The following is a 20638-nucleotide window of genomic DNA, read 5'->3' on the forward strand; positions in this document are numbered from 1 at the left end:
GCCCGTCCGTGCACGGATCCGGTCCCTGGCTGCACCGCCGTGCCGGTTCCCGTCCCGGGCGCGCTCTGCCAGGCTCGACGGCGTCCACGGGGGACGTCAGCTGCCCGAGACCGAGGTACGGCGCGATGCTGCTCTTCGACACCACCCCGCTCCCCCGCGCCGACCGTGCCGAGGCCTTCCGCGCCGCTGTCCAGGAGTCGTCCGCCCCCTGCCGCGTGGAGCACCGCGAGGACCCCGCGGCGGTGCACGCCCGCATGCAGCTGTTCCCGTACGGGACCGCCGCGCTGCTGGCCACCGACGCCACCCGCTTCCGGCTGGTGCGCACCCTGCGGCACGTGGCCCGCGACGCCACGCCCGTGGTGTGCCTGGCCTTCCAGCACCGCGGCCGCGGCGAGTTCGCCCAGCTCGGCCACGAGCAGCACGTGCGCGACGGCGACCTCATGCTCGTGGACATGACCGCGCCCTACGGGTTCGGCTGCGCCACCGGCGGCGGGAACCGCGCGCTGCTGGTGCCCCTCGACCAGCTCGGCCTGCCGGTCGACGTCGTCCGCCGGGCGACGCCGCGGCTGCGCGCCAGCCCGCTGCACGACCTGGTCCGCGCCCACCTGCAGCGGATCGCCGACGACGCTCCCGAGCTGTCGGCCGACCCGGGCGCCGCCGCGCTGGGTGCGGCGACCGTCGAGCTGGTGCGGGCCCTGGTGGTGTCGGCGGCCGGGGACGCGCGGCACGGGCCCGGGGTGCGCGAGGACACGCTGGTCACGCGGGTGCGGGCGCACGTGGCGCGGCACCTGACCGATCCCGCGCTCACCCCCGCGGCGGTGGCCCGGGCGCACGGCGTCTCGGTGCGCCAGCTCTACAAGGCCCTCGCCGCCGCGGGGGTCAGCCTCGAGCAGGAGGTCATCACCCAGCGGCTGGAGGCCGCGCGCGCCCGGCTGTCCTCCCCCGCCGGCCGCCGACGGTCGATCGCCGCCGTCGCCCGCGCCTGCGGGTTCGCCGACCCCAGCCACTTCGCCCGCCGGTTCCGCGGCGCGTACGGGATGAGCCCCGGCGAGTGGCAGCGGGCGGCCGGCAGTCGCTGAGCGGGTCCTCAGGCGTCCACGGGGACGTGGGTGCCGAAGCGCCGCGCGTGGTAGGTCAGCGGCGCGGCGTCCTGCAGGCTCGCGGCGACGACGTCGCCGAGCACGACCACGTGGTCCCCGCCGTCGACCAGCCGCGCGACCCGGCAGGCCACCCAGCCGGCGCTGCCTTCCAGCCGGGGGGCACCGAGGTCGACCTCCCACGCGACGCCGGCGAACCCGTCGGCGCCGCGGCGGGCGAAGCGTGTCGCCAGCTCCGCCTGGGCGGCGGCGAGCACGTTGAGGCCGAACGGCGCGCCCTCGGCCAGCCGCGCCAGCAGGCCCGACCCGCGGTCCAGCGACACCAGCACCATCGGCGGCGCCATCGACAGCGACGCGAACGCGCTGACCGTGGTCCCGTACGGGGCCCCGCCGGCGAGCGTCGTCACCACCGACACCGGCGTGGCCACCCCGGCCATCACCTCGCGGAACGCACCGGCGACCGCCGTCATCAGGCCACCTCCGCGGCCAGCGCGGGGGTCAGCGACCGCCACACCGCGCGGGCCAGCGCGTCGGTGGTCCGGAACAGCGGCGCGTTGGTGCGCGGGCGCGAGAACCCCGCCACCTGCGGCCCGGCGGTCCAGGCGCCGAGCGCGAACACGTGCGGGTCGGGGACGCCGCGGCGGTCGACCAGGCGGTTGTCCGGGTCGACGTCGAGCCGGCCGGTGCGGCGCACGCCGGCGGGCGCGGTGTCGTCGGCCAGCACCCGCTCGCGCGCCGCGCCGCGGCCGAGCAGCGCGGTGACCAGCGGGGCGCGGCTGGCCTCCACGTCGGGCCGCGGCAGCCGCGCCTCCACGAGCGTGCGCGCCACCGTCTCGCCCGGGCAGCTCGCCGAGCGGGCCCGGAAGACCCCGGCGTCGGCGTCGAGGGTGACCTCCACGTCGGCGCCGAGCCAGCGCAGCACGCCGGCCTCCGACAGCGCGAGCAGCTCCTCCAGCCGGGGACCGGGCGGGCCGCTGGCCAGGTAGCTGAACAGGTTCATGAACCAGCCGGGCAGCTGGTCGGCCTGCGACCGCGCGGTCAGCCGGCCGGCGGCCAGCAGCGCCGCGACGGCGCCGAAGGACTGCAGCAGCGCGACGAAGACGGCGGCGTCGCTGCTGTGCCGGAGATCGGTGGCCCGCGCGAGGTCGGCGCGGACGTGCGCGCGGACCGCCTCCTGCAGCGACCCGGCGTCGGCGAACGACCGGCCGGCCAGCGGGCGGTCGAGGGCGGCGAGGTCGAAGCGGTCGGCGGGGTCGGGCACCGCCTCGGCGGCGAGTGCCCGCTCCTCCTCCGGCCCGGCCGCGGCGAGGAACCGCCCGGCGAAGTCCGCCCACGGCAGCGCGGTGCGCTCCGGCGCGGCGCGGAACAGCTCGGTGTAGTGCGCCCACGCCAGCTCACGGGCCAGCAGCGGGCCGAGGTCGGCCTGCAGGTCCAGCCGGCGGGTGGGGCCGAACGCCGCGTCGACCGCCGCCGGGGTGAGGAACCGCAGCGGGACCGGCGGCCCGGCCCAGGTGTAGCCGAGCTTGCTGCGGTAGGGCACGCCGCGGCGCGACCCGACGTGCAGCACCGGCTCGGCGCCCGACGGCTCGTAGCGCAGCCGCCCGCCGTCGTCGCGGACGAACCGGCCGCCGCGGCCGGCGGTCACCAGGACGGCGAGGTCGACGAACGCCAGCCCCGCGCCGCGCACGAGCACGTCCTCCCCCGGCGCCAGCGCGCCCAGGTCGAGGTCGGCGGTGTAGCCGGTGGGCAGGTAGCGGACGCCGGCGCGCTCGGCCGCGGCGGTGTGCGCCCGCTCCTCGGCGGTCGGCCCGGCCTCGAGGTGGCCCTGGGCGAGGACCACGGTGTCGACCGGCAGCACGCCCCCGTCGGCCAGGACGACGTCGACGCCCTCGCGCGTGCGGCGCAGGTCGGTGACCCGGGTGGCGTGCACCTCGACGTCGGCGAAGGGCGCCAGCGCCGCGACCACGCCGTCGAGCACCCAGCTCAGGTAGGCGTTGACCAGCGGCCGCGACGGGAACGACGTCGGGGTCAGCCGCCGCGCCTCCTCCCCCACCGGGTCACCGTCGGGCAGCGCGCGGCCGACCCGCTCGATCCACTCCGCGAGCGTCGTCCCCTCCTCGACCGGACCCTCGACCACGACCGACGGGTCGGGCGTGATCGTCACGTCGGCGACCAGCGAGTTGGCCCACAGCAGCGCGGTCTGCCCAGCCCGCCACACCCGGCCGCCGCCTGGCGGGTGCGGGTCGACCAGGTGCACCCGCAGCCGCTCGTCCCCGGCGAGCTCCGGGGCGTTGGCCAGCAGCCGCTCGAGCACGCTGACGGCGGTGGGCCCGCCGCCGACGACGCACAGCGCCGTCACGGCGCCGTCCGCAGCGGCGGCAGCCCGAGGTGGTCGCGCAGCGTCTCGCCTTCGTACTCGGTGCGGTGCACGCCGCGCTCCTGCAGCAGCGGCACGACCTCGTCGACGAAGCGGTCCAGCCCGCCCGGCACGATGTGCGGCACGAGGATGAAGCCGTCGCTGGCCCCGGCCTGCACGAAGTCGTCGATCGTCGCCGCGATCGTGGCCGCGCTGCCCACGAAGTTCTGCCGGCCGGTGACCTCGATGACCAGCTCGCGGATCGAGAGCTTCTTCGCCTCGGCGAGGGCCCGCCACTCGTTCGCCGTCGCCACCGGGTCCGTGAACATCCGGGCGCTGGCCCGGCCCTGGGCCACGGTCGGCTCGCCCACGACCGGGTCGATCTCCGGCAGCGGGCCGTCGGGGTCGTAGGCCGACAGGTCGCGGTTCCACAGCTGCTCGAGCCACTGCAGCGCGGTCGCGCCCGACGTCTGCTGCAGCCGCACGTGGTGGGCGAGCTCGGCGGCCTCGGCGTCGGTGTCGCCGAGCACGAAGGTGGCGGCGGGGAGGACGAGCAGGGAGTCCCGCTCCCGGCCGTAGCGGGCCAGCCGGCCCTTCACGTCGGCGTAGAAGGCCTGCCCGGCCTCGCGGGTGCCGTGCCGGGTGAAGATCGCGTCGGCGCTGGAGGCGGCGAACTCGCGACCCTCGTCGGAGTCGCCGGCCTGGAAGACCACCGGCCGGCCCTGCGGGCTCCGCGGCACGTCGAAGCGGCCGGCGACGTCGAAGTGCGCGTCGGTGTGGGCGAACCGGCCGGCCTGCGGGTCGCGCAGGAAGACGCCGGTTTCCTTGTCCGCGACGATCTCGTCGCCCCGCCAGGAGTCGGCGAGCTCCATGACCGTCTGCAGGAACGTGCGCGCCCGCTCGTAGCGCTGGTCCTGGGCGAGGAAGCCGCCGCGGCGGAAGTTCTCGCCGGTGAAGGCGTCCCACGAGGTGACGACGTTCCACGCCGCCCGCCCGGCCGAGAGGTGGTCGAGCGAGGCGAACTGGCGGGCCACCTCGTAGGGCTCGTTGAACGTCGAGTTGATCGTCCCGGTGAGGCCGAGCCGGTCGGTGACGGCGGCCAGCGCGGCGAGCACGGTGAAGGTGTCGGGCCGGCCGACGACGTCGAGGTCGTGGATCTGCCCCTTGTGCTCGCGCAGCCGCAGCCCCTCGGCGAGGAAGAAGAAGTCGAACAGCCCGCGCTCGGCGGTCCGCGCGACGTGCGCGAAGGAGGAGAACTCGATCTGGCTGCCGGCCTCCGGGTCGCTCCACACGGTGGTGTTGTTGACGCCCGGGAAGTGGACGGCGAGGTGGACCTGCTTGGGCATCACGCGGCTCCTGCGGCGTCGTTCCGGGCTGTGGCGTAGCGGTTGGCCGGGCGGGGCAGCCCGAGGAGGCCGCGCAGCGAGCCGGCCTCGTAGGCGGTGCGGAACAGCCCGCGCCGCTGCAGCTCCGGCACCAGCCGCCCGGTGACCTGCACCAGGTCGTGCGGCAGCGTGGCCGGGCGCAGCCGGAAGCCGGTGAGCCCGGCGGCGGCCCACTCGGTGAGCAGGTCGGCGAGCTGGGCCGCCGAGCCGGTGAACACCCGGGCGTCGCTGCGGTACTCCGCGCCGGCGACGTCGTCGAGGCGGCGCAGCCGGGCGGCCGCGGCGGCCGGGTCGTCGTCGAGCACGACGACGAGGTCGCCGAAGACGTGCACGGTCTCACCGGCGCGGCCCGCGGCCTGCTGGGCGGCGCGGATCTCACCGACGATCCCGGCGGCGTCGGCGGCGTCCCGCGGGGTCACGAAGCCGACGTCGGCGCTGCGGGCCACGAGCTCGTAGGGCACGGTCGCGTGCGCCAGCGCGGTGACCAGCGGCTGGCCCTGCGGCGGGCGCGGCGTGATCGAGGGGCCCTTCACCGAGAACCAGCGGCCGGCGAAGTCGACGCGGTGCAGCCTCTCGCGGTCGACGAACCGGCCGGTGGCGGCGTCGCGGATCTCGGCGTCGTCCTCCCAGCTGTCCCAGAGCCGGCGGACCACCTCGACCCAGTCGGCGGCCTCGTCGAACAGGTCGCGGACCTGCTGGGCCTGCAGGTCGCCGCGGTCGAGGACGGGGGCCTCGCGCCGGCCGACGTGGCGGTACTCGGCGGGGTTGCTGCTCACCTTGACCCGCACGCCGGCGCGGCCGGTGCTCACGTAGTCGAGGGTGGCCAGCGCTTTCGACAGGTGGAACGGCTCGGTGTGCGTGACCACCGCGGTCGGCACCAGCCCGATGCCGCGGGTGACCGGGGCGACCCGCGCGGCGACCTGGACGGCGTCGAGCCGGCCGCGGACGCGGTCGGTGCGCTCGTCGGGCGTCCACGGGTCGTCGGACTGCAGCGACAGGCCGTCCTCGAGGGTGACCAGGTCGAGCAGGCCGCGCTCGGCCTCCTGCACGAGGTCGACCCAGTAGCCGGCGGTGAGCAGGTCGGCGGGGCGGGCGTCGGGCTCGCGCCAGGCGGCGGGGTGCCAGCCGGCGCCGTCCAGCGCCACCGCGAGGTGGACGTGGGCAGGGTGGAGGGGCTCAGGCATCGAGGACGGCCCCGTTCCCGGTCGGGCGGCCGGCGCCGCGGGCGAGCGGGGTCTTCTCGCCGGCCTCGACGGCCAGCGGCAGCCGGTTCTCCGCGGGCGGAGTCGGGCAGGTGGCCAGGTCGGTGTAGGCGCACGGCAGGTTGGCCGCGCGGTTGAGGTCGACGGTCAGGCGCCCGTCGGCGTCGGCCGGGCCGAGCTGCAGCGCGCGGAAGGCGTACGTCGTCGTCCCGGAGGTCTCGTCGGAGAACAGCACCGTCAGCGAGCCCGGCGCGTGGCCCGGGAAGGCGGTGAGGGACAGCTGCCGGCCCGCGAGCTCGAACTCGACCCTGCCGGGCGCGTCGTAGACGTGCTGCACGCCCTCGAACGCGCCCGGGACGGGCGTGGGGCGCGGCGCGTCGAACGGCACGAACCGGCCCTGCACCGCCCAGCGCGGGTCGGCCGGGTAGGTGGGTGTGCCGGGGTAGGAGGCGAGCAGCGGCGAGCGCGGGTCGCGCAGCCGCACCACGTGCCGGCCGCCGCGCTCGGCGAGCTCCACCACCGTGTCGCCGGCGACGGTGCTCAGGCTCTCGCGCAGGCCCAGCCGCCCGAAGACGTGCTCGCCCTGCACCGGGGCGCCGTCGACGAGCAGCTCCTCGCCCGCCTCCAGGGTGACGACGACGCCGCGGTCGCCGTCGGACCACAGCCCGGGCGCGCCCGGGACCCGGGTGGGCTCCTCGGACAGCCAGACCAGCGCGGTCACCGACAGGAAGCCGTGCGGCGAGGCGAGGTTCGCCTCCTTCGAGTTGTGCCAGTCGGCCCAGTCACGGGCGAAGGTGTCGGTGTCGGGGACGGTGGCGGTCATCGCGTTCCTCCTGCGGTGGGGGCGGTGGCTCCGGGGATGGCGGCGAGCAGTTCGCGCGTGTAGTCGTGGGTGGGCGAGGTGAACAGCGCCTCGGTGGTGCCGCTCTCGACGACCTCCCCGCCGCGCATCACGACCACGGTGTGCGCCACCTGGCGGACGACGGCGAGGTCGTGGGAGATGAACAGGTAGGACACCCCGGTGTCTTCCTGGAGCTCGGCGAGCAGCTCGAGGACCTGGGCCTGGACGGAGACGTCGAGCGCCGAGACCGGCTCGTCGCAGACCACCAGCTCCGGGGACAGCGCCAGGGCGCGGGCGATGGCCACCCGCTGCCGCTGGCCGCCGGAGAGCTCGGCGGGCTGCCGGCCGAGCACGGTCGCCGGCAGCGACACCCGGTCCAGCAGCTCCCGGGCGCGGGCCGCGCGGCTCGCGCGGTCGCCGATGCCGAACGCGCGCAGCGGCTCGGTGACGACCTCCTCGATGGAGAAGCGGGGGTCCAGCGAGGCGTAGGGGTTCTGGTAGACCAGCTGCGCCCGCCGCCGGAGCCGGCGCAGGTCCGCGCCACGGGCGGCCGTGACGTCCTCGCCGTCGAAACGGATCCGCCCGGTGGTCGGCTCGGTCAGCCGCAGCACCATGCGCGCGGTCGTCGACTTGCCCGAGCCGGACTCGCCGACCAGGGCGAGGGTGCGGCCGCGCTCGACGGTGAAGCTGACGTCGCGGACGGCGTGCAGCACCCGCGGGCCGCTGCCGCGCGGCAGCGGGTAGTCCTTCCCGAGCCCCTCGACCTCGACGAGCGGATCGGCCTCCCGCAGTGCCGGGGCGACGGCCGCCGGGGACCGGCGGGCGACCGCCAGGCTCGGCGCGGCCGCCAGCAGCCGGCGGGTGTAGGGGTCACGCGGGTCGGAGAGCACCTGCTCGGTGGGTCCGACCTCGACGATCCGCCCGCCGGACATGACGGCGATCCGCTGCGCCCGGTCGGCGGCGACGCCGAGGTCGTGGGTGACCAGGAGGACGGCGGTGCCGAGCTCGCGGGTGAGCGTGTCCAGGTGGTCGAGGATGCGGCGCTGCACGGTGACGTCGAGCGCGCTGGTCGGCTCGTCGGCGATGAGCAGCTCCGGGCCGGCCGCGATGGCGATCGCGATCAGCACCCGCTGGCGCATGCCGCCGGAGAGCTCGTGCGGGTACTGCCGGGCCCGCACCGCGGGGTCGGACAGCCCGGCCCGCTCCAGCAGCTCGACCACCCGGGCCGCGGCCTCCCGGCGGCCGGCCAGGCCGTGCACCCGCAGCACCTCGGCCACCTGCGCGCCGATCCGCTTCGTCGGGTTGAGGGAGACGGTGGGGTCCTGCGGCACCAGGCCGATCCGGGCGCCGCGGACGGCCCGCAGCTCGCGGTCGCCCGCGGTGGCCAGGTCGTGCGCGCCGAAGCGGATCTCCCCGCCGTCGACCCGCCCGCCGCGCGGCAGCAGCCCGACGACGGCGTGCGCGGTGGTGCTCTTGCCCGAGCCGGACTCGCCGACCAGCGCGACCACCTCGCCCGGCGCGACGTCGAGGTCGACCCCGCGCACGGCCGGCACCGGGCCGGTGCGGGTGGTGTAGGAGACCGACAGGTCCCGGATGGACAGCAGCGGCGCGCTCATCGGGCGGCCGCCCACTCGCCGTCGAGCGCCCGCGCGATCCGGTTGATCGCGAGCACCGTGCCGGCCAGCACCAGGCCGGGCAGCGTGGTCAGCCACCAGGCGTTGCCGAGGTAGTTGCGCCCGGCGGAGATGAGGTTGCCCCACTCCGGCGCCGGTGGGGCCGCGCCGTAGCCGAGGAAGCTCAGCGAGGACACCGCCAGGACCGCGGTGGCCAGCTCCAGGGTGGCGAGCACCAGCACGGGGCCGAGCGCGTTGGGCAGCACGTGCCGGGCCAGGACGCCGTACCAGCGCACACCCGAGGACCGGGCCGCCTCCACGTAGACGGCGGTGCGCACGCGCAGCACCTCCGCGCGCATGACACGGGCGAAGCCGGCCACGCTGGCGACCCCGACCGCCACGGCGACCTCGACGGTGCCGTAGCCGAGCGCGGTGACCAGGGCCAGGGAGAGGAACAGCGCCGGGATCGACAGCAGCACGTCGACCACCCGCATGATCAGGTCCTCGACCCACCGGCCGACGAACCCGGCCACCAGGCCGAGCAGCCCACCGACGACGAAGGCGACCCCCACCGCCACGAGCGTGGCCTTGAGCGACAGCGCCGCCCCGTGGACGACGCGGGAGAACACGTCGCGGCCGAGCTCGTCGGTGCCGAACCAGTGCGCGGCGCCCGGGGCGGCGAAGTTGTCCGCGGGCTCGCCGACCAGCGGGTCCTGGGCGGTGAACAGCCCGGGCGCGAAGGCGGCCACCACGACCAGCAGGACGAGCACCACCGACAGGACCAGCCCGGGGCGGCGGACGAGGAAGCGCCCGAGCCGCCGCGGCGTCGTGCGCCGCGCGGCCGCCGGGGCGGCGGCGGGCAGGGGCGCCTCGACCAGGGTGGCCGGCAGGCCCGGGACCAGGACGTCGGTCATGCGAGGCTCCTCCTCCCGCCGGCGACGACGATGCGCCGGTCGAGCAACGGGTAGACCAGGTCGACGGCGAGGTTGACCAGCACGAACACCAGCGCGCCGAGCACCACGACGCCCTGCACGAGCGGCAGGTCCTGCGAGCCCACGGCGCCGGCGGTGACCCGGCCCAGGCCGTCGCGGGAGAACACCGTCTCGACGACGACGGAGTTGGCCAGCAGCTGCCCGGCCAGCAGGCCCACCACCGTCAGCGCCGGCAGCGAGGCGTTGCGCAGCGCGTGCGACAGGTGCACCCGCGCCCGCCCGGCGCCCTTGGCCCGCGCCGTCTGCACGTAGGGCTCGTCCAGCGCCGTCAGCAGGCTCTTGGCCAGCACCTGCGCGACCAGCGCGCCGGTCGGGATCGCGAGGGTCACCGCCGGCAGCACCAGGCTGGAGGGTCCGGAGTTGCCGAACGCCGGGAACAGCCGCAGCTGGAAGGACAGGACCTGCACGAGCACCAGGCCGACCCAGAACGTCGGCACCGAGACCCCGAGGCCGGGCAGCGACAGGAGCACCTGCCGCAGCCAGCGGCGGCGGCTGTAGGTGGCCACCAGCGCCAGCCCCCCGCCGAGAAGGACGGCGAGCGCGAGCGCCGCACCGGCCAGCTGCAGCGTCGGGGGCAGCGCCTGGGCGATCGTGTCGACCACCGGGCGGCCGGTGGCCACCGAGTCGCCGAGGTCCCCCGTGGCGGCCGACCCCAGGTGGTCCAGGTAGCGGACCAGCATCGGGTCGTCGTAGCCGTACTCGGCCCGCAGCTGGTCCAGCTGCTCCTGGTCGACCGCCCCGGAGTCCATGCCGGCGCTCGCCATCGCCGTCACCGGGTCACCCGGCAACGCGTCGAGCACCAGGAAGGAGACGGTGTAGGCCGCCCAGAGGACGACGACGGCCTGCGCCAGCCGGCGGAGGACGTAGCGCCCGGTCGCGGAACCCCCCATCAGGACTTCCAGGTGTCGTGCAGCTGCAGGCGGCTGGAGGCGTCGAACTCCAGGTCGTGCACGGCTGGCGCGACGCCGAGGGTCGTCTGCAGCTCGACCACCGGGATCAGGAAGTCGTTGTCGACCAGCAGCTGCTGCGCCTGCCCGATCAGCTCCTCGCGCTGCGCCTCGTCGACCGTCGCCGCCTGCTCCTGCAGCACGCCGTCGAGCTCGCCGGCGGGCACCCGGTAGACGTTGGTCAGGGCCGTGGAGAACTGGCTGCGCAGGATGTCGGCGTCGGCGCGGGTGACGTTGCCCCAGGCGGCCTGGAACTCCCCGCTCTGCAGCTGCGGCAGCAGCTGCGCGATCGGCTGCTCGCGCAGGGTCAGCTCGACGCCGACCGCGCGCAGCTGCTGCTGCACCAGCTCCAGCGCCGGCCGGTTGGTGGCCGCCACCGGCGCCCACACCACCTCGAGGGCCAGCCGGGTGCCGTCCTTCTCGCGGATGCCGTCGGCGCCGGGCGTCCAGCCGGCGGCGTCGAGCAGCTCGGCCGCCCGGTCGGGGTCGGTGGCCAGCTCGTCGGAGAGGTCGCGGTAACCGGGCGTGGTGTGCGCCAGCGGGCTGGTGGCGGGCTCGGTGCCGCTCGGGAAGACGGCGTCGACGATCTCCTGCCGGTCGATCGCGAGGGACAGCGCCTGGCGCACCTGCGGGTCCTGCAGCAGCGGCAGCGAGTTGTTCAGGCCGATGTTGAAGACGACGCCCGGGTTGGCGCGGGCCTTCAGCTGGATGCCGGCGCCCTCCAGCGCCGCCTCGTCGGCCTGCGCGACGCTGCCGATGGCGTCCACCTGGCCCGACTGCAGGCTGCCGGTGCGGACGCCGGCCTCCGGGACGATCTGGAACACGACCCGGTCGAGGTGGGCCTCGCCGTCCTTGTCCCACAGCGAGGAGCCCCAGTCGTAGCCGTCGCGCCGCTCGAGGGTGATCGACTGGTTCTGCACGTACTCGCCGAGCGTGAACGGGCCGGAGCCGGCGACGCCCTCGGAGCAGCGCTGCTCGGGCGGCAGCGCCGCGCTGGCGGAGGAGACCAGGCCGAGCGAGTGGGTCGACGTCGCCTGGAGGAACTGCACGTTCGGGGCGCCGAAGGTGACCTGGGCGGTGAGCTCGTCGACGACCCTCGTCCCCGTGTAGCCGACGAGGTAGCCGCGGGCCAGGCCGGCGAGCGGGCCCAGGTCGGGGATCGCGTCGAGGTTGTCCTCGACCACCTGGGCGGTGAGTGGGGTGCCGTCGCTGAAGGTGACGCCCGGCCGCAGGTGGAAGGTGAAGCTGGTGGCGTCCTCGCTGACCTCCCAGCTCTCGGCCAGCCACGGCACGATCTCGCCGGTCTCGGGGTCCTGGTCGGTCAGCGAGTCGACCAGCTGACGGACCGAGTAGATCGTGTCGTTGCTGCCGACCTGCTGCGGGTCGACGCAGCCGGCATCCGAGCCGACGGCGAAGGTCAGCGTCCCGCCGGACTGCGGCTCGCCGCCGGCAGCGGCGTCGGCACCGCCGCCGGCACCCCCGCCGCAGGCGGTGAGCAGGAGGGCGGCGGTGGCCAGGACCGCCGCGGCACGGGCGGGGACGGCGGGTCGGGGACGGGCGGTGGGGCTCACGGGTCCGGGGTCTCCAACGGGCGGGCGTGGCGGTGCCACGGCTCAGGTGGGGGCAGGCTCGGGTGGGGGCAGGACGGGGCACGCCGGACGGGCGCCGCTCGAGGAGGAGCGGCACCGGACGGCGGTGCGGGAGGTGGGCCGGCTACGGCCCGGGAGGGACTAGGCGGCGGGACAGAGCGCGCTGGTGACCAGCTGCAGGTCGATGTGCCGGCGGCTGGTGAGGAGGGAGCGGTGGCCCGGACGGGCGACCCGGCTCTCGTGCACGTGCGTCCTCCTGCTGCTGCCCGGCTCGTCGCCGGGGTACCACGCTTGCGAAGGCGGGTTCGCCTCGCCGGGCCGTCACCTGGAGCACCCCACCGCGGGAGGAGGGTTGCCGGTCAGCAAGCCAGGGCTTGTCGCTGACACTCGATGCCGAGGAGGGACGTTAGTCAGCCCGGAGCAATCCCGTCAATCCCGACCGACTTGATGCGCTTTGTGTCGGTCCTCACCCGCGGCCGGTGCCCACCTCGGTGCAGCGACCGCCGCGGGCCAGGTGCGCGGCGACCGTGCCCGGCCGGTACGCCCAGTCGCTGCGGTACCGCTGGACGGTGCTCGAGGCGAGGCTCTCGGTGCGCGGGTGGCTCGTGCCGATCGGCCGGCGGTACCGCGGGAGGAGCCTTCTCGACGATCGTGCGGTAGGCGTCCTTGACGGCGCGGGACAGGCCGACGACGAAGGCGCCCTCGCGGAACCGCTCACCGCGGGCGGTGCCGATGCCGCGCAGGTAGTAGACGCACTGCCGCATCCCGTCCTCGCCGGCCGGCGCGATCTCCAGCGCGACCTTGGTGACGTTGGTCGGGCAGGGCCAGCCCTCGGCCGTCTGGTCGGGGGTGTTCCAGGTGCCGTCGCAGCGGATGACCAGTCGCTTCGGCATGGCACCTCCCGCGGGTCACGGTGCTCCCCCGCGCCGCGGGCGACACGGCCCCGCCCGGCGCCCCCGCTTTGCCGAGTCCCGGGAGGGCGAGCACCCTCGTCCCCCACGGGGCCGAGACGAGGGGACGCCCATGAGCACTCCGACCCGGAACTCCATCTGGCGGCGCATGCCGGTCGAGCAGATGGAGGACGAAGAGGAGCGCAACGCCGGCGGCCGGCTGGCCAAGAGCCTCGGGCTGTGGCAGCTGACCGCGATCGGCGTCGGCGGCATCATCGGCGTCGGGATCTTCTCGCTGGCGGGCCTCGTGGCCGCCGGCGACGCCGACAACGAGGGCGTCGGCCCCGCCGTGCTCATCGCGTTCCTCATCGCCGGCCTCGCGTCGGCGGCGGCCGCGCTGTCCTACGCCGAGTTCGCCGGCATGATCCCGCGGGCGGGGTCGGCCTACACCTACGGCTACGTGGCCCTCGGCGAGATCGTCGGGTGGTTCATCGGCTGGGACCTGCTCCTGGAGTACATCGCCATCGTCGCCGTCGTGGCGATCGGCATCTCCGGCTACCTCGGGGAGCTGCTGGACAACCTCGGGCTGACCCTGCCGACGTCGCTCACCGCGTCGGCCGAGGAGGGCGGCGTCGTGAACATCCCCGCCGTCCTCATCTGCCTGCTGGTCACGTTCATCCTCAGCCGCGGCACGAAGACCTTCGGCCGGTTCGAGCTCATCGCCGTCGGCATCAAGATCCTGCTGATCCTCGCCATCATCGGCCTCGGTGTCTTCTACATCGAGGCCGGGAACTACGACCCGTTCCTGCCGTCGGGCTTCGGCCCGGTGCTCACCGGCGCCGCCACGGTCTTCTTCGCCGTCTTCGGCTACGACGCGATGAGCACGGCGGCCGAGGAGGCCGAGGACGGCAAGAAGCACATGCCGAAGGCGATCATCCTGTCGCTGGTCATCGCGATGCTGCTCTACGTCGCCGCCACGCTGGTGCTCACCGGGATGCAGGACTACCGGGACATCGACCCCACCGCCGGCTTCGCCTCGGCCTTCGAGAGCCAGGGCCTGTCGGTGGTCGCCAGCATCATCTCCGTCTTCGCCGTGCTGTCGATCCTCACCGTGATGCTGACGTTCCTCCTCGGCGTCACCCGCGTGTGGTTCTCGATGAGCCGCGACGGGCTGCTGCCCCCGTGGTTCGCGAAGGTCGACAGCAGCGGCACGCCGCAGCGGGTGACGTGGATCGCCGGCGTCGGGTCGGCCGTGCTCGCCGGCGTCTTCCCCATCCGCGCCGTCGCCGACCTGACCAACATCGGGATCCTGTCGGCGTTCATCGTCGTCTGCGTCGCCGTCATCCTGTTCCGCTACACCCGGCCGGACACGCCCCGCTCCTTCCGGCTGCCCCTCATGCCCGTGGTGCCCGCGTTCGGGGTCCTGGCGTCGCTGTTCCTGATCTGGCAGTTGCCGTGGGAGACGTGGGCCCGCTTCGCGGTCTGGCTGCTCATCGGGCTGGTCATCTACTTCGCCTACGGGCGCAAGCACTCGCTGCTCAACCCGGACAGCCCGAACCACCGCGTGCGGCAGCCGGGCGCCTGAGCCTCAGGGGCGCAGCGCCTGGCTCTCGCGGTAGGAGAGGTCGCGGACGGCGCGGAACAGCGCGACCGGCCGCAGGTCGTCGGCACCGAGGGTGGGGAGGAACCGCAGCTCCTCGGACTCCGCGTCCGGCAGGGCCGCGCCGAGGGACAGCCGTCCCCACCGCGTCCAGCCGCCGGTGACCCGCGCCGCGAGCAGCTCCCAGCCGTCGCCGTCCTCGCGCGCGCCGAGCATGACCGTGCGGCCGCTGCCGGTGCGGTGGGGCAGCACGGAGGAGAAGGTCCGTCCGAGCGGCGCGGGCAGGAAGAGGTGGCGCAGGCCGGGCGGGCCGCCGGAGGTGTTGACCAGCAGGTCCAGCGGTCCCCCGCCCCTCCCCAGCCCGGGGAACCGGACGGCGAGGCCGACGACGTCGGGCAGCGGCTCGGGCAGCCCGACCCCGCGGGAGATCCGGACGACGACGTCGTGCCGCCCCGCCTCGTCGAGGAGCCGTGCACCCCAGCTGCCGCCGCCGTCGGCCTCCACCGTGCCCGCCGACGCCTGCCCGCGGGGGTGGAACACCCGCGCGCCGCGCACCGCCGTCCCCAGGGCGAGCGCGGACGCCGTCACGGCACGGGGCAGGGCGAGCAGGTCCATGCCGTCGCGCTACCCGGCCCCTCCCCCGGTGACGCCCTCGGTCTCCACCGACGGCGCGTCGAGGAACTCGAGCACCATCGGCAGCAGCCAGCCGAGCCGGTCCAGCACGCCGCTGCCCGGGGGCATGTAGTGCGTGGACCCCGGCAGGATCGCCAGGCGCGCCCTGGACAGGCCGGCCAGGTCGCCCATCCGGCCGCCGCCGAGGAGGCGGAAGAGCTCGACGGCGTGCTCGGCGCGGACGGCGTCGGCGTCGCCGGCGACGACCATGGCCGGTGCGGCGATCCCGCGGATGTCCTCGGCCGGCCAGTCGAAGGGGGTCTCGTCGAGGGTCTTGAGCTTCTCCACCAGGACCGGGAAGTGCGCGGGGTCGGGGGCCAGTGCCTGGTAGGCGGCCTCCATCGGGGTGCCGGCGAACATCTCGGGCGTGATGCCGGGGACCATCTCGGCGAGCTCCGGCTGCATGCCGGTGCTCGAGTGCGTGGCGGAGACGACCACGAGCCGGCGGACGACGTCGGGGTGGCGGACGGCCACCTGCAGCGCCGCCGCGCCGCCCATGCTGTAGCCCACGACGTCGGCGCTGCCCAGGCCGAGGTGCGTGAGCAGGCCCGCGGCGTCGTCGGCCATGCCCTCGTAGGTGAGCGGCCGGTCGACGTCGGCGGTCCGGCCGTGGGCCTGCAGGTCCGGGACGACGACCTGCCGGGTGGCGGCCAGCACCGACACCAGCGGCGCGAGGTCGCCGGCCGACATGTAGGCCCCGTGCAGCAGGAGGACCGGCGTCCCGCCTCCCTCCGGGCCGTGCACCTCGAAGTACATCTGCAGCCCGTTCACCGGGGCGTACCCGGTGGTCGGCGGCGCGGCATCGGTCACGGCGTTCCTCCTCGGTGGTCTCCCGGAGCGGCGCGATCCTCGCGCAGCCGCGACGGAGGGCGTAAGTCCCTGTCCCCGCGCGCCTCCCGCGGACCACAGTCGGCGGGGCGAGCAGCCGACGACCGCCCCGTCCGACGGGTGCGGCAGCACCGACCGGAGGCAGCGATGCCGTCGACCACGCGCAGCACCCACTCCCGCCGGTCGGCGGTGCTCCTCGCGAGCACGGCCTGCCTGGTGCTCACGACCGTCCCGCCCGCCGCGGCATCGCCGGAGGCCGGGGCGCCGACGCCGGAGGTCACGGCGTCGCCGGAGGTCACGGCGTCGCCGGAGGTCACGGCGTCGCCGGAGGTCACGGCGTCGCCGGAGGTCACGGCGTCGCCGGAGGTCACGGCGTCGCCGGAGGTCACGGCGTCGCCGGAGGTCACGGCGTCGCCGGAGGTCACGGCGTCGCCGGAGGTCATCGTCCTGCCGGGCGCCTCCTCGGCCGAGGGCATCGCCCGGGGAGAGGGCAGCACGTTCTACGCGGGCGACCTGTTCCTCGGGGACGTCTTCCGGGGGGACCTGGAGGCGGGGACCGCCGAGCTGTTCATCGACGCGCCGGACGGGCGCCTGGCCCTCGGCATGGCGGCCGACACCCGACGCGACCTCCTCGTCGTGGCCGGGGGGTTCACCGGGCAGGCGTACGTCTACGACCTCTCCTCCGGCGACACCGTCGCCACGTACCAGTTCGCGCCGCCGTCCCCACCCGACGCGGACCCCCCCACCACGCTGGTCAACGACGTCGCGCTCACGTGGGCAGGCGCGTGGTTCACCGACAGCCGCCGCGGCGTCCTCTACTTCGTGCCGATCGACTGCGACGGGATCCCGGGCGAGTTCCGCACGCTGACGCTGCACGGACCGGCAGCCGACACGAGCGGCCTCTTCAACCTGAACGGCATCGCGGCCGCCCGGCACGGCGAGACGCTCGTCGTCGCCAACGGGGCACAGGGCGAGCTGTACACGGTGGACCCGGAGACGGGCGACAGCGCGGTGATCGCCGGGGTCAGCGTGCCGGAGGTCGACGGGATCGTGCTGGACCACGACCGGCTCTGGGCGGTGCAGAACAGCGACCGGGTGACCGAGGTGCGGCTGAGCGCCGACCTGACGGCGGGACGGGTCGAGGAGGTCATCACCAGCGACCTCTTCCAGGTCCCCACGACCGCGATCCGGTACGAGGGCCGGCTCGCCGTCGTGAACGCGAAGTTCGACACCGGCATCCCGCCGACCGCCGACGAGTACGAGGTCGTGCTCGTCCACGACTGACCCGGACCGGACCAGCGGGGCCGAAGGGGGACCAGATGTCCGGGAAGCCGCCCGACCTGCCGCGCCTGCTGCCGGCGACCGACGCCGGGGACCGGGTGCAGGTCCAGCAGACCGCCTTCAGCCACGACGTGCTCGGACGCTTCGTGTGCAACAGCTGGGACGAGGTGGAGGCGAGCCTCGCCGACGGCGCGTTCCCCTTCGACGTCGTCGTGGTCGGTGCGGGGATGTTCGGCGGCTACTGCGCGGAGAAGCTCTACCGGCTCGGCACGGACGCCGGCCTGCGCGTCCTGGTCCTGGACGCCGGGGCGATGCTCCTGCCGGTGCACGTCCAGAACCTGCCGCAGCGGCTGGGCGGCTCCCTCGGCGGACCGCGGTACGCCCGGACCCGGGACGACGGCACCGGCGTGCACAACGTCGTGTGGGGCCTGCCGTGGATCAGCAACGAACCCTCCCCGGGGCTGGCCCTCTGCCTGGGCGGGCGCTCCCTGTTCTGGGGCGGCTGGTCGCCGCGTCTCACCGGGACCGACCTGCAGCAGTGGCCGGCCGAGGTGCGGGAGTACCTGGCCGAGCACGGCGGGTACGACCGCACCGAGGTCGAGATCGGCACCGTGCCCGCCTGCGACTACATGCTGGCGACGAGCTTCCACGACGACCTCCTCACCGCGCTCCGGGTCGCCGTCGGGGGCGTACCGGGCCTCGCGACGGTGGAGGAGGCACCGCTCGCCGTGGTCGGCTCCGCACCGGCGTCGGGCCTGTTCGCCTACGACAAGTTCTCGTCGGCTCCCTTCCTCATCGACGCCGTCCGCAACGACGCCGCCGAGAACACCGGGCAGGGCGACGTCTCCCGGCGGCTGTTCGTCGTGCCCCGCGCACACGTCCTCCGCCTCCGCCGTGACGGGGAGACGGTCACGGGTCTCGACGTGGCCCTGGAGGGACGCCCGGACCCGGTCCACGTGCCGGTGGCGGCCGGGAGCACGGTGGTCCTCGCCAACGGCACCGTCGAGGCCACCCGGCTGGTGCTGGACTCCCTGGGGATCGGGGACCGGACGGCCGATCCGGACTCGCCGCGGCTGGGCAACCTGACGGTGCACCTGCGGAGCAACATCACCGTCCGCGTCCGGCGGGCGGCCCTCGGGCTGCCCCCCGGACCACCCCCGGACGTGGAGACGACCGCGTTCCTCGTCCGCGGCCAGGGCTCCGCCGGCCGCCAGTTCCACCTGCAGGTCTCCGCGGCCGCCGTGGGCGGGATCGACCCCGAGCGCAACGTGTGGCAGCTGGTCCCGGACATCGACCAGCTCGCGCAGATCCGCGCCAACCAGGACCCGGAGTGGATCACCCTCGTGTTCCGGTGCATGGGCGAGATGGAGGGCGACCGGAGCACCCCGCCCGACCCGGCGAGGAGCTGGATCGACCTCAGCCCCGAGACCGACGAGCACGGGCAGCGCCGGGCCTACGTCCACCTCACGACGACGCCGGCGGACGAGACGCTCTGGCGGGAGATGGACCGGGCCGCCTTCGACCTCGCCGCCGTCCTCGCCGGGGGGCCGTCAGCGGCGGCGGCCAGCCTGGAGTACCTGCAGACGCGCGGCGGGCCGTTCGCCGGTGAGCGTCCCGCGCCGTCGGCGACCGGCCGCAGCTGGTGGCAGGACGGCCTGGGGACGACGCACCACGAGGCCGGCACGATGCCCATGGGCGACCCGGGTGCGTCCGTCACCGACGCCCGCGGCCGGCTCCACGGGCTGTCGAACGTGCAGGTCGTCGGGCCGGCGGTCTTCCCCACGCTCGGCTCGGCCAACCCGGCCCTGACCGGACTGGCGCTCGCCCGGCGCACGGCCGAGCTCCTCGTCGAGGACCGGACCGCCGCCCCGCCGCCCGGGTTCGAGCCGCTGTCGCGCGACCCCGCCGACTGGGCGCTGGTGGCGCGTCCGGGGACCTCCCCCGCGATGTGGCACCTGGGAGGGCTGCTGGAGACCGGAGGCGGCTACGGCCTCTACTACTACGTGGCGGAGGAGTTCGCCGACGCCGCCTTCTGGATCGAGTGGCGGGAGCTGGCCCGCGGCGACAACTCCGGGGTCTTCGTCCGCACGCCCGGCCCGGGCGGGCCCGACCCGCTGGGCCGGGCCGACGAGCAGGGCAACGAGATCCAGATCGACGACCTCGGTGCGGGCACCCCGCCCGGGCAGGCCGTCCACGTCACGGGGGCCGTCTACGGACTGCAGGGCCCGACCGCGTGCGCGGCCCGTCCGCCGGGACGGTGGAACACCTTCCTCGTCGAGACCTCGGGACCGAGGATCGCGGTCACCCTCAACGGGACGCCGGTCACCGACCACACGAGCACCCGGCGGCGCCAGGGGTTCTTCGCGCTCCAGGTCCACGGGCAGCCGAGCAGGGTCCAGTTCCGCGACCTGTGCGTCCGCCGCGGTCGGACGCCGGCCTGAGGCGGCCCGCTGGTCGGCGTGGGGCGGGGCGGGGCGCTCAGGACGTGGCGGTGCGCTCGTGGAGGCGCAGGCGGGCGAGCATGTCGCCGAACAGGAGCCGGACGTCGACGTCGGTGTAGACGCGGCGCTGCGGGGAGCCGGTCGTCGTCCACGTGCTCGACTCCTCGCCCAGGGCGGTGACGAGGACGGGTGGGCTGTCGCCCAGCGGCCACATGCCGCCGAGGGGAATCCAGTCGGGCAGGGGCAGCTCGAGGAAGCGCTGCCACAGCCACGACCCGACCCGGCCGCTGCCGGCGAGGTCGTGCTCGAGCTCGGCGACGGAGTACGCGCAGCGCCGGTAGGTCTCCAGCGGGAACTGCCGGACGGCGCGGTCGTTCCGGCCGAGGACCTGCTCGGCGGCCCGCGGGTCGGTGTCCCGGTTGTACTCGTACGCCTCCGGGTCGAGGGACCCGCCGACCCACACCAGGGTGAGGCGGGCGGCGATCCCCGGGGCCGCCTCCAGCGCCGCGGCGACGTTGGTCAGCGGGCCGGCGCACACCAGGAACAGCGGCAGGTCGTCGTCGCGGCGGGCCTCGGCGACGATCGCCTCCGACGCCGCCGACCGGCCGTCCGCCGTCCCGACGGCCGCCTCGGTCCCGGTGTGGACCGGCGGCCGCTGCGTCCCGCCGACGAGGTCGACGAGCTCCTGTGCCATGGCGGCGCCGCGCGCGGCGGTGCCGTCGACCTCGCCGAACACCGGGTTGAGGAAGGAACTCGTCACCGCCGTCACCCGGTTGGCCGGGGACAGCAGGTGGTGGGCCAGCGCGACGAGACCGTCGGGGTCCCCCGCCCAGTCGTTGTCGACGACCACCCGGCACCGGGCGGCGACGGGCAGGTGCGTGCGTGCCGGCACGGGGTCCTCCCG

At 75.5% G+C, this 20638-nt stretch carries 18 protein-coding genes and 1 riboswitch; of the genes, 4 read left to right on the top strand and 14 right to left on the bottom strand.

Annotation, left to right across the window (positions count from 1 at the left end):
• Positions 1-125 precede the first annotated feature (125 nt).
• A complete protein-coding gene (locus tag FN207_RS10920; RefSeq protein WP_142458499.1) occupies positions 126-1079 on the top strand; it encodes a helix-turn-helix domain-containing protein in 954 nt (317 codons plus the stop codon).
• Between the two features lie 8 nt (positions 1080-1087).
• On the opposite strand, the gene FN207_RS10925 is transcribed toward FN207_RS10920, so the two are convergent.
• The 11 genes from FN207_RS10925 to FN207_RS10970 form a co-directional block, all read right to left on the bottom strand.
• Complete coding sequence (locus tag FN207_RS10925; protein ID WP_142458500.1) at positions 1088-1567, bottom strand: flavin reductase family protein; 480 nt, start codon at positions 1565-1567, stop codon at positions 1088-1090.
• Entirely contained in the window at positions 1567-3456 is a 1890-nt protein-coding gene (locus FN207_RS10930; RefSeq protein WP_142458501.1) for an FAD/NAD(P)-binding protein, read from the bottom strand. The genes FN207_RS10925 and FN207_RS10930 overlap by 1 nt, the downstream gene beginning before the upstream one ends.
• Complete coding sequence (locus tag FN207_RS10935) at positions 3453-4799, bottom strand: NtaA/DmoA family FMN-dependent monooxygenase (protein ID WP_142458502.1); 1347 nt, start codon at positions 4797-4799, stop codon at positions 3453-3455. Before FN207_RS10935 ends, FN207_RS10930 begins: the two co-directional genes overlap by 4 nt.
• Complete coding sequence (locus FN207_RS10940; protein WP_142458503.1) at positions 4799-6022, bottom strand: LLM class flavin-dependent oxidoreductase; 1224 nt, start codon at positions 6020-6022, stop codon at positions 4799-4801. The genes FN207_RS10935 and FN207_RS10940 overlap by 1 nt, the downstream gene beginning before the upstream one ends.
• Complete coding sequence (locus FN207_RS10945) at positions 6015-6863, bottom strand: DUF1684 domain-containing protein (RefSeq protein WP_142458504.1); 849 nt, start codon at positions 6861-6863, stop codon at positions 6015-6017. The genes FN207_RS10940 and FN207_RS10945 overlap by 8 nt, the downstream gene beginning before the upstream one ends.
• Positions 6860-8497 (bottom strand): dipeptide ABC transporter ATP-binding protein, encoded by a 1638-nt coding sequence (locus FN207_RS10950; RefSeq protein ID WP_142458505.1) that lies wholly within the window; start codon positions 8495-8497, stop codon positions 6860-6862. Before FN207_RS10950 ends, FN207_RS10945 begins: the two co-directional genes overlap by 4 nt.
• Positions 8494-9408 (bottom strand): ABC transporter permease, encoded by a 915-nt coding sequence (locus FN207_RS10955; protein ID WP_142458506.1) that lies wholly within the window; start codon positions 9406-9408, stop codon positions 8494-8496. The genes FN207_RS10950 and FN207_RS10955 overlap by 4 nt, the downstream gene beginning before the upstream one ends.
• Positions 9405-10376 (bottom strand): ABC transporter permease, encoded by a 972-nt coding sequence (locus FN207_RS10960; RefSeq protein ID WP_142458507.1) that lies wholly within the window; start codon positions 10374-10376, stop codon positions 9405-9407. The genes FN207_RS10955 and FN207_RS10960 overlap by 4 nt, the downstream gene beginning before the upstream one ends.
• The gene (locus FN207_RS10965; protein WP_142458508.1) at positions 10376-12004 is read right to left on the bottom strand and encodes an ABC transporter substrate-binding protein; all 1629 of its coding nucleotides are present in this window, start codon (positions 12002-12004) and stop codon (positions 10376-10378) included. The genes FN207_RS10960 and FN207_RS10965 overlap by 1 nt, the downstream gene beginning before the upstream one ends.
• 159 nt (positions 12005-12163) lie before the next feature.
• On the bottom strand, positions 12164-12268 hold the full coding sequence (locus FN207_RS27470; protein ID WP_342778728.1) for a putative leader peptide: 105 nt from the start codon (positions 12266-12268) through the stop codon (positions 12164-12166).
• A gap of 36 nt (positions 12269-12304) precedes the next feature.
• Positions 12305-12417: riboswitch (SAM riboswitch) on the bottom strand.
• Between the two features lie 15 nt (positions 12418-12432).
• Positions 12433-12915: a phospholipase effector Tle1 domain-containing protein gene (locus tag FN207_RS10970; RefSeq protein WP_142458509.1), complete on the bottom strand. Its 483-nt coding sequence runs from the start codon at positions 12913-12915 to the stop codon at positions 12433-12435.
• Positions 12916-13045: 130 nt separating this feature from the next.
• Here FN207_RS10970 and FN207_RS10975 point away from each other — a divergent pair, with 130 nt between their 5' ends.
• The gene (locus FN207_RS10975) at positions 13046-14497 is read left to right on the top strand and encodes an amino acid permease (protein WP_142458510.1); all 1452 of its coding nucleotides are present in this window, start codon (positions 13046-13048) and stop codon (positions 14495-14497) included.
• 3 nt (positions 14498-14500) lie between these two features.
• Here FN207_RS10975 and FN207_RS10980 read toward each other — a convergent pair whose 3' ends face one another.
• Positions 14501-15127, bottom strand: a complete 627-nt coding sequence (locus FN207_RS10980) for a hypothetical protein (RefSeq protein ID WP_142458511.1) — start codon at positions 15125-15127, stop codon at positions 14501-14503.
• Between the two features lie 9 nt (positions 15128-15136).
• The gene (locus FN207_RS10985) at positions 15137-15994 is read right to left on the bottom strand and encodes an alpha/beta fold hydrolase (RefSeq protein WP_221888136.1); all 858 of its coding nucleotides are present in this window, start codon (positions 15992-15994) and stop codon (positions 15137-15139) included.
• 165 nt (positions 15995-16159) lie between these two features.
• Between FN207_RS10985 and FN207_RS10995 the strand changes: the two genes are divergently transcribed.
• Complete coding sequence (locus tag FN207_RS10995; RefSeq protein ID WP_221888137.1) at positions 16160-17296, top strand: SMP-30/gluconolactonase/LRE family protein; 1137 nt, start codon at positions 16160-16162, stop codon at positions 17294-17296.
• A 35-nt stretch (positions 17297-17331) separates the two neighbouring features.
• Complete coding sequence (locus FN207_RS11000) at positions 17332-19734, top strand: 3-keto-alpha-glucoside-1,2-lyase-like domain-containing protein (protein WP_142458512.1); 2403 nt, start codon at positions 17332-17334, stop codon at positions 19732-19734.
• 37 nt (positions 19735-19771) lie between these two features.
• On the opposite strand, the gene FN207_RS11005 is transcribed toward FN207_RS11000, so the two are convergent.
• The gene (locus FN207_RS11005; RefSeq protein WP_246065977.1) at positions 19772-20626 is read right to left on the bottom strand and encodes a nucleoside hydrolase; all 855 of its coding nucleotides are present in this window, start codon (positions 20624-20626) and stop codon (positions 19772-19774) included.
• Positions 20627-20638: the final 12 nt, after the last annotated feature.

Origin of the sequence: Geodermatophilus aquaeductus (genome assembly GCF_900182545.1) — a bacterium.
In the GTDB taxonomy this organism is placed as follows: domain Bacteria; phylum Actinomycetota; class Actinomycetes; order Mycobacteriales; family Geodermatophilaceae; genus Geodermatophilus; species Geodermatophilus aquaeductus.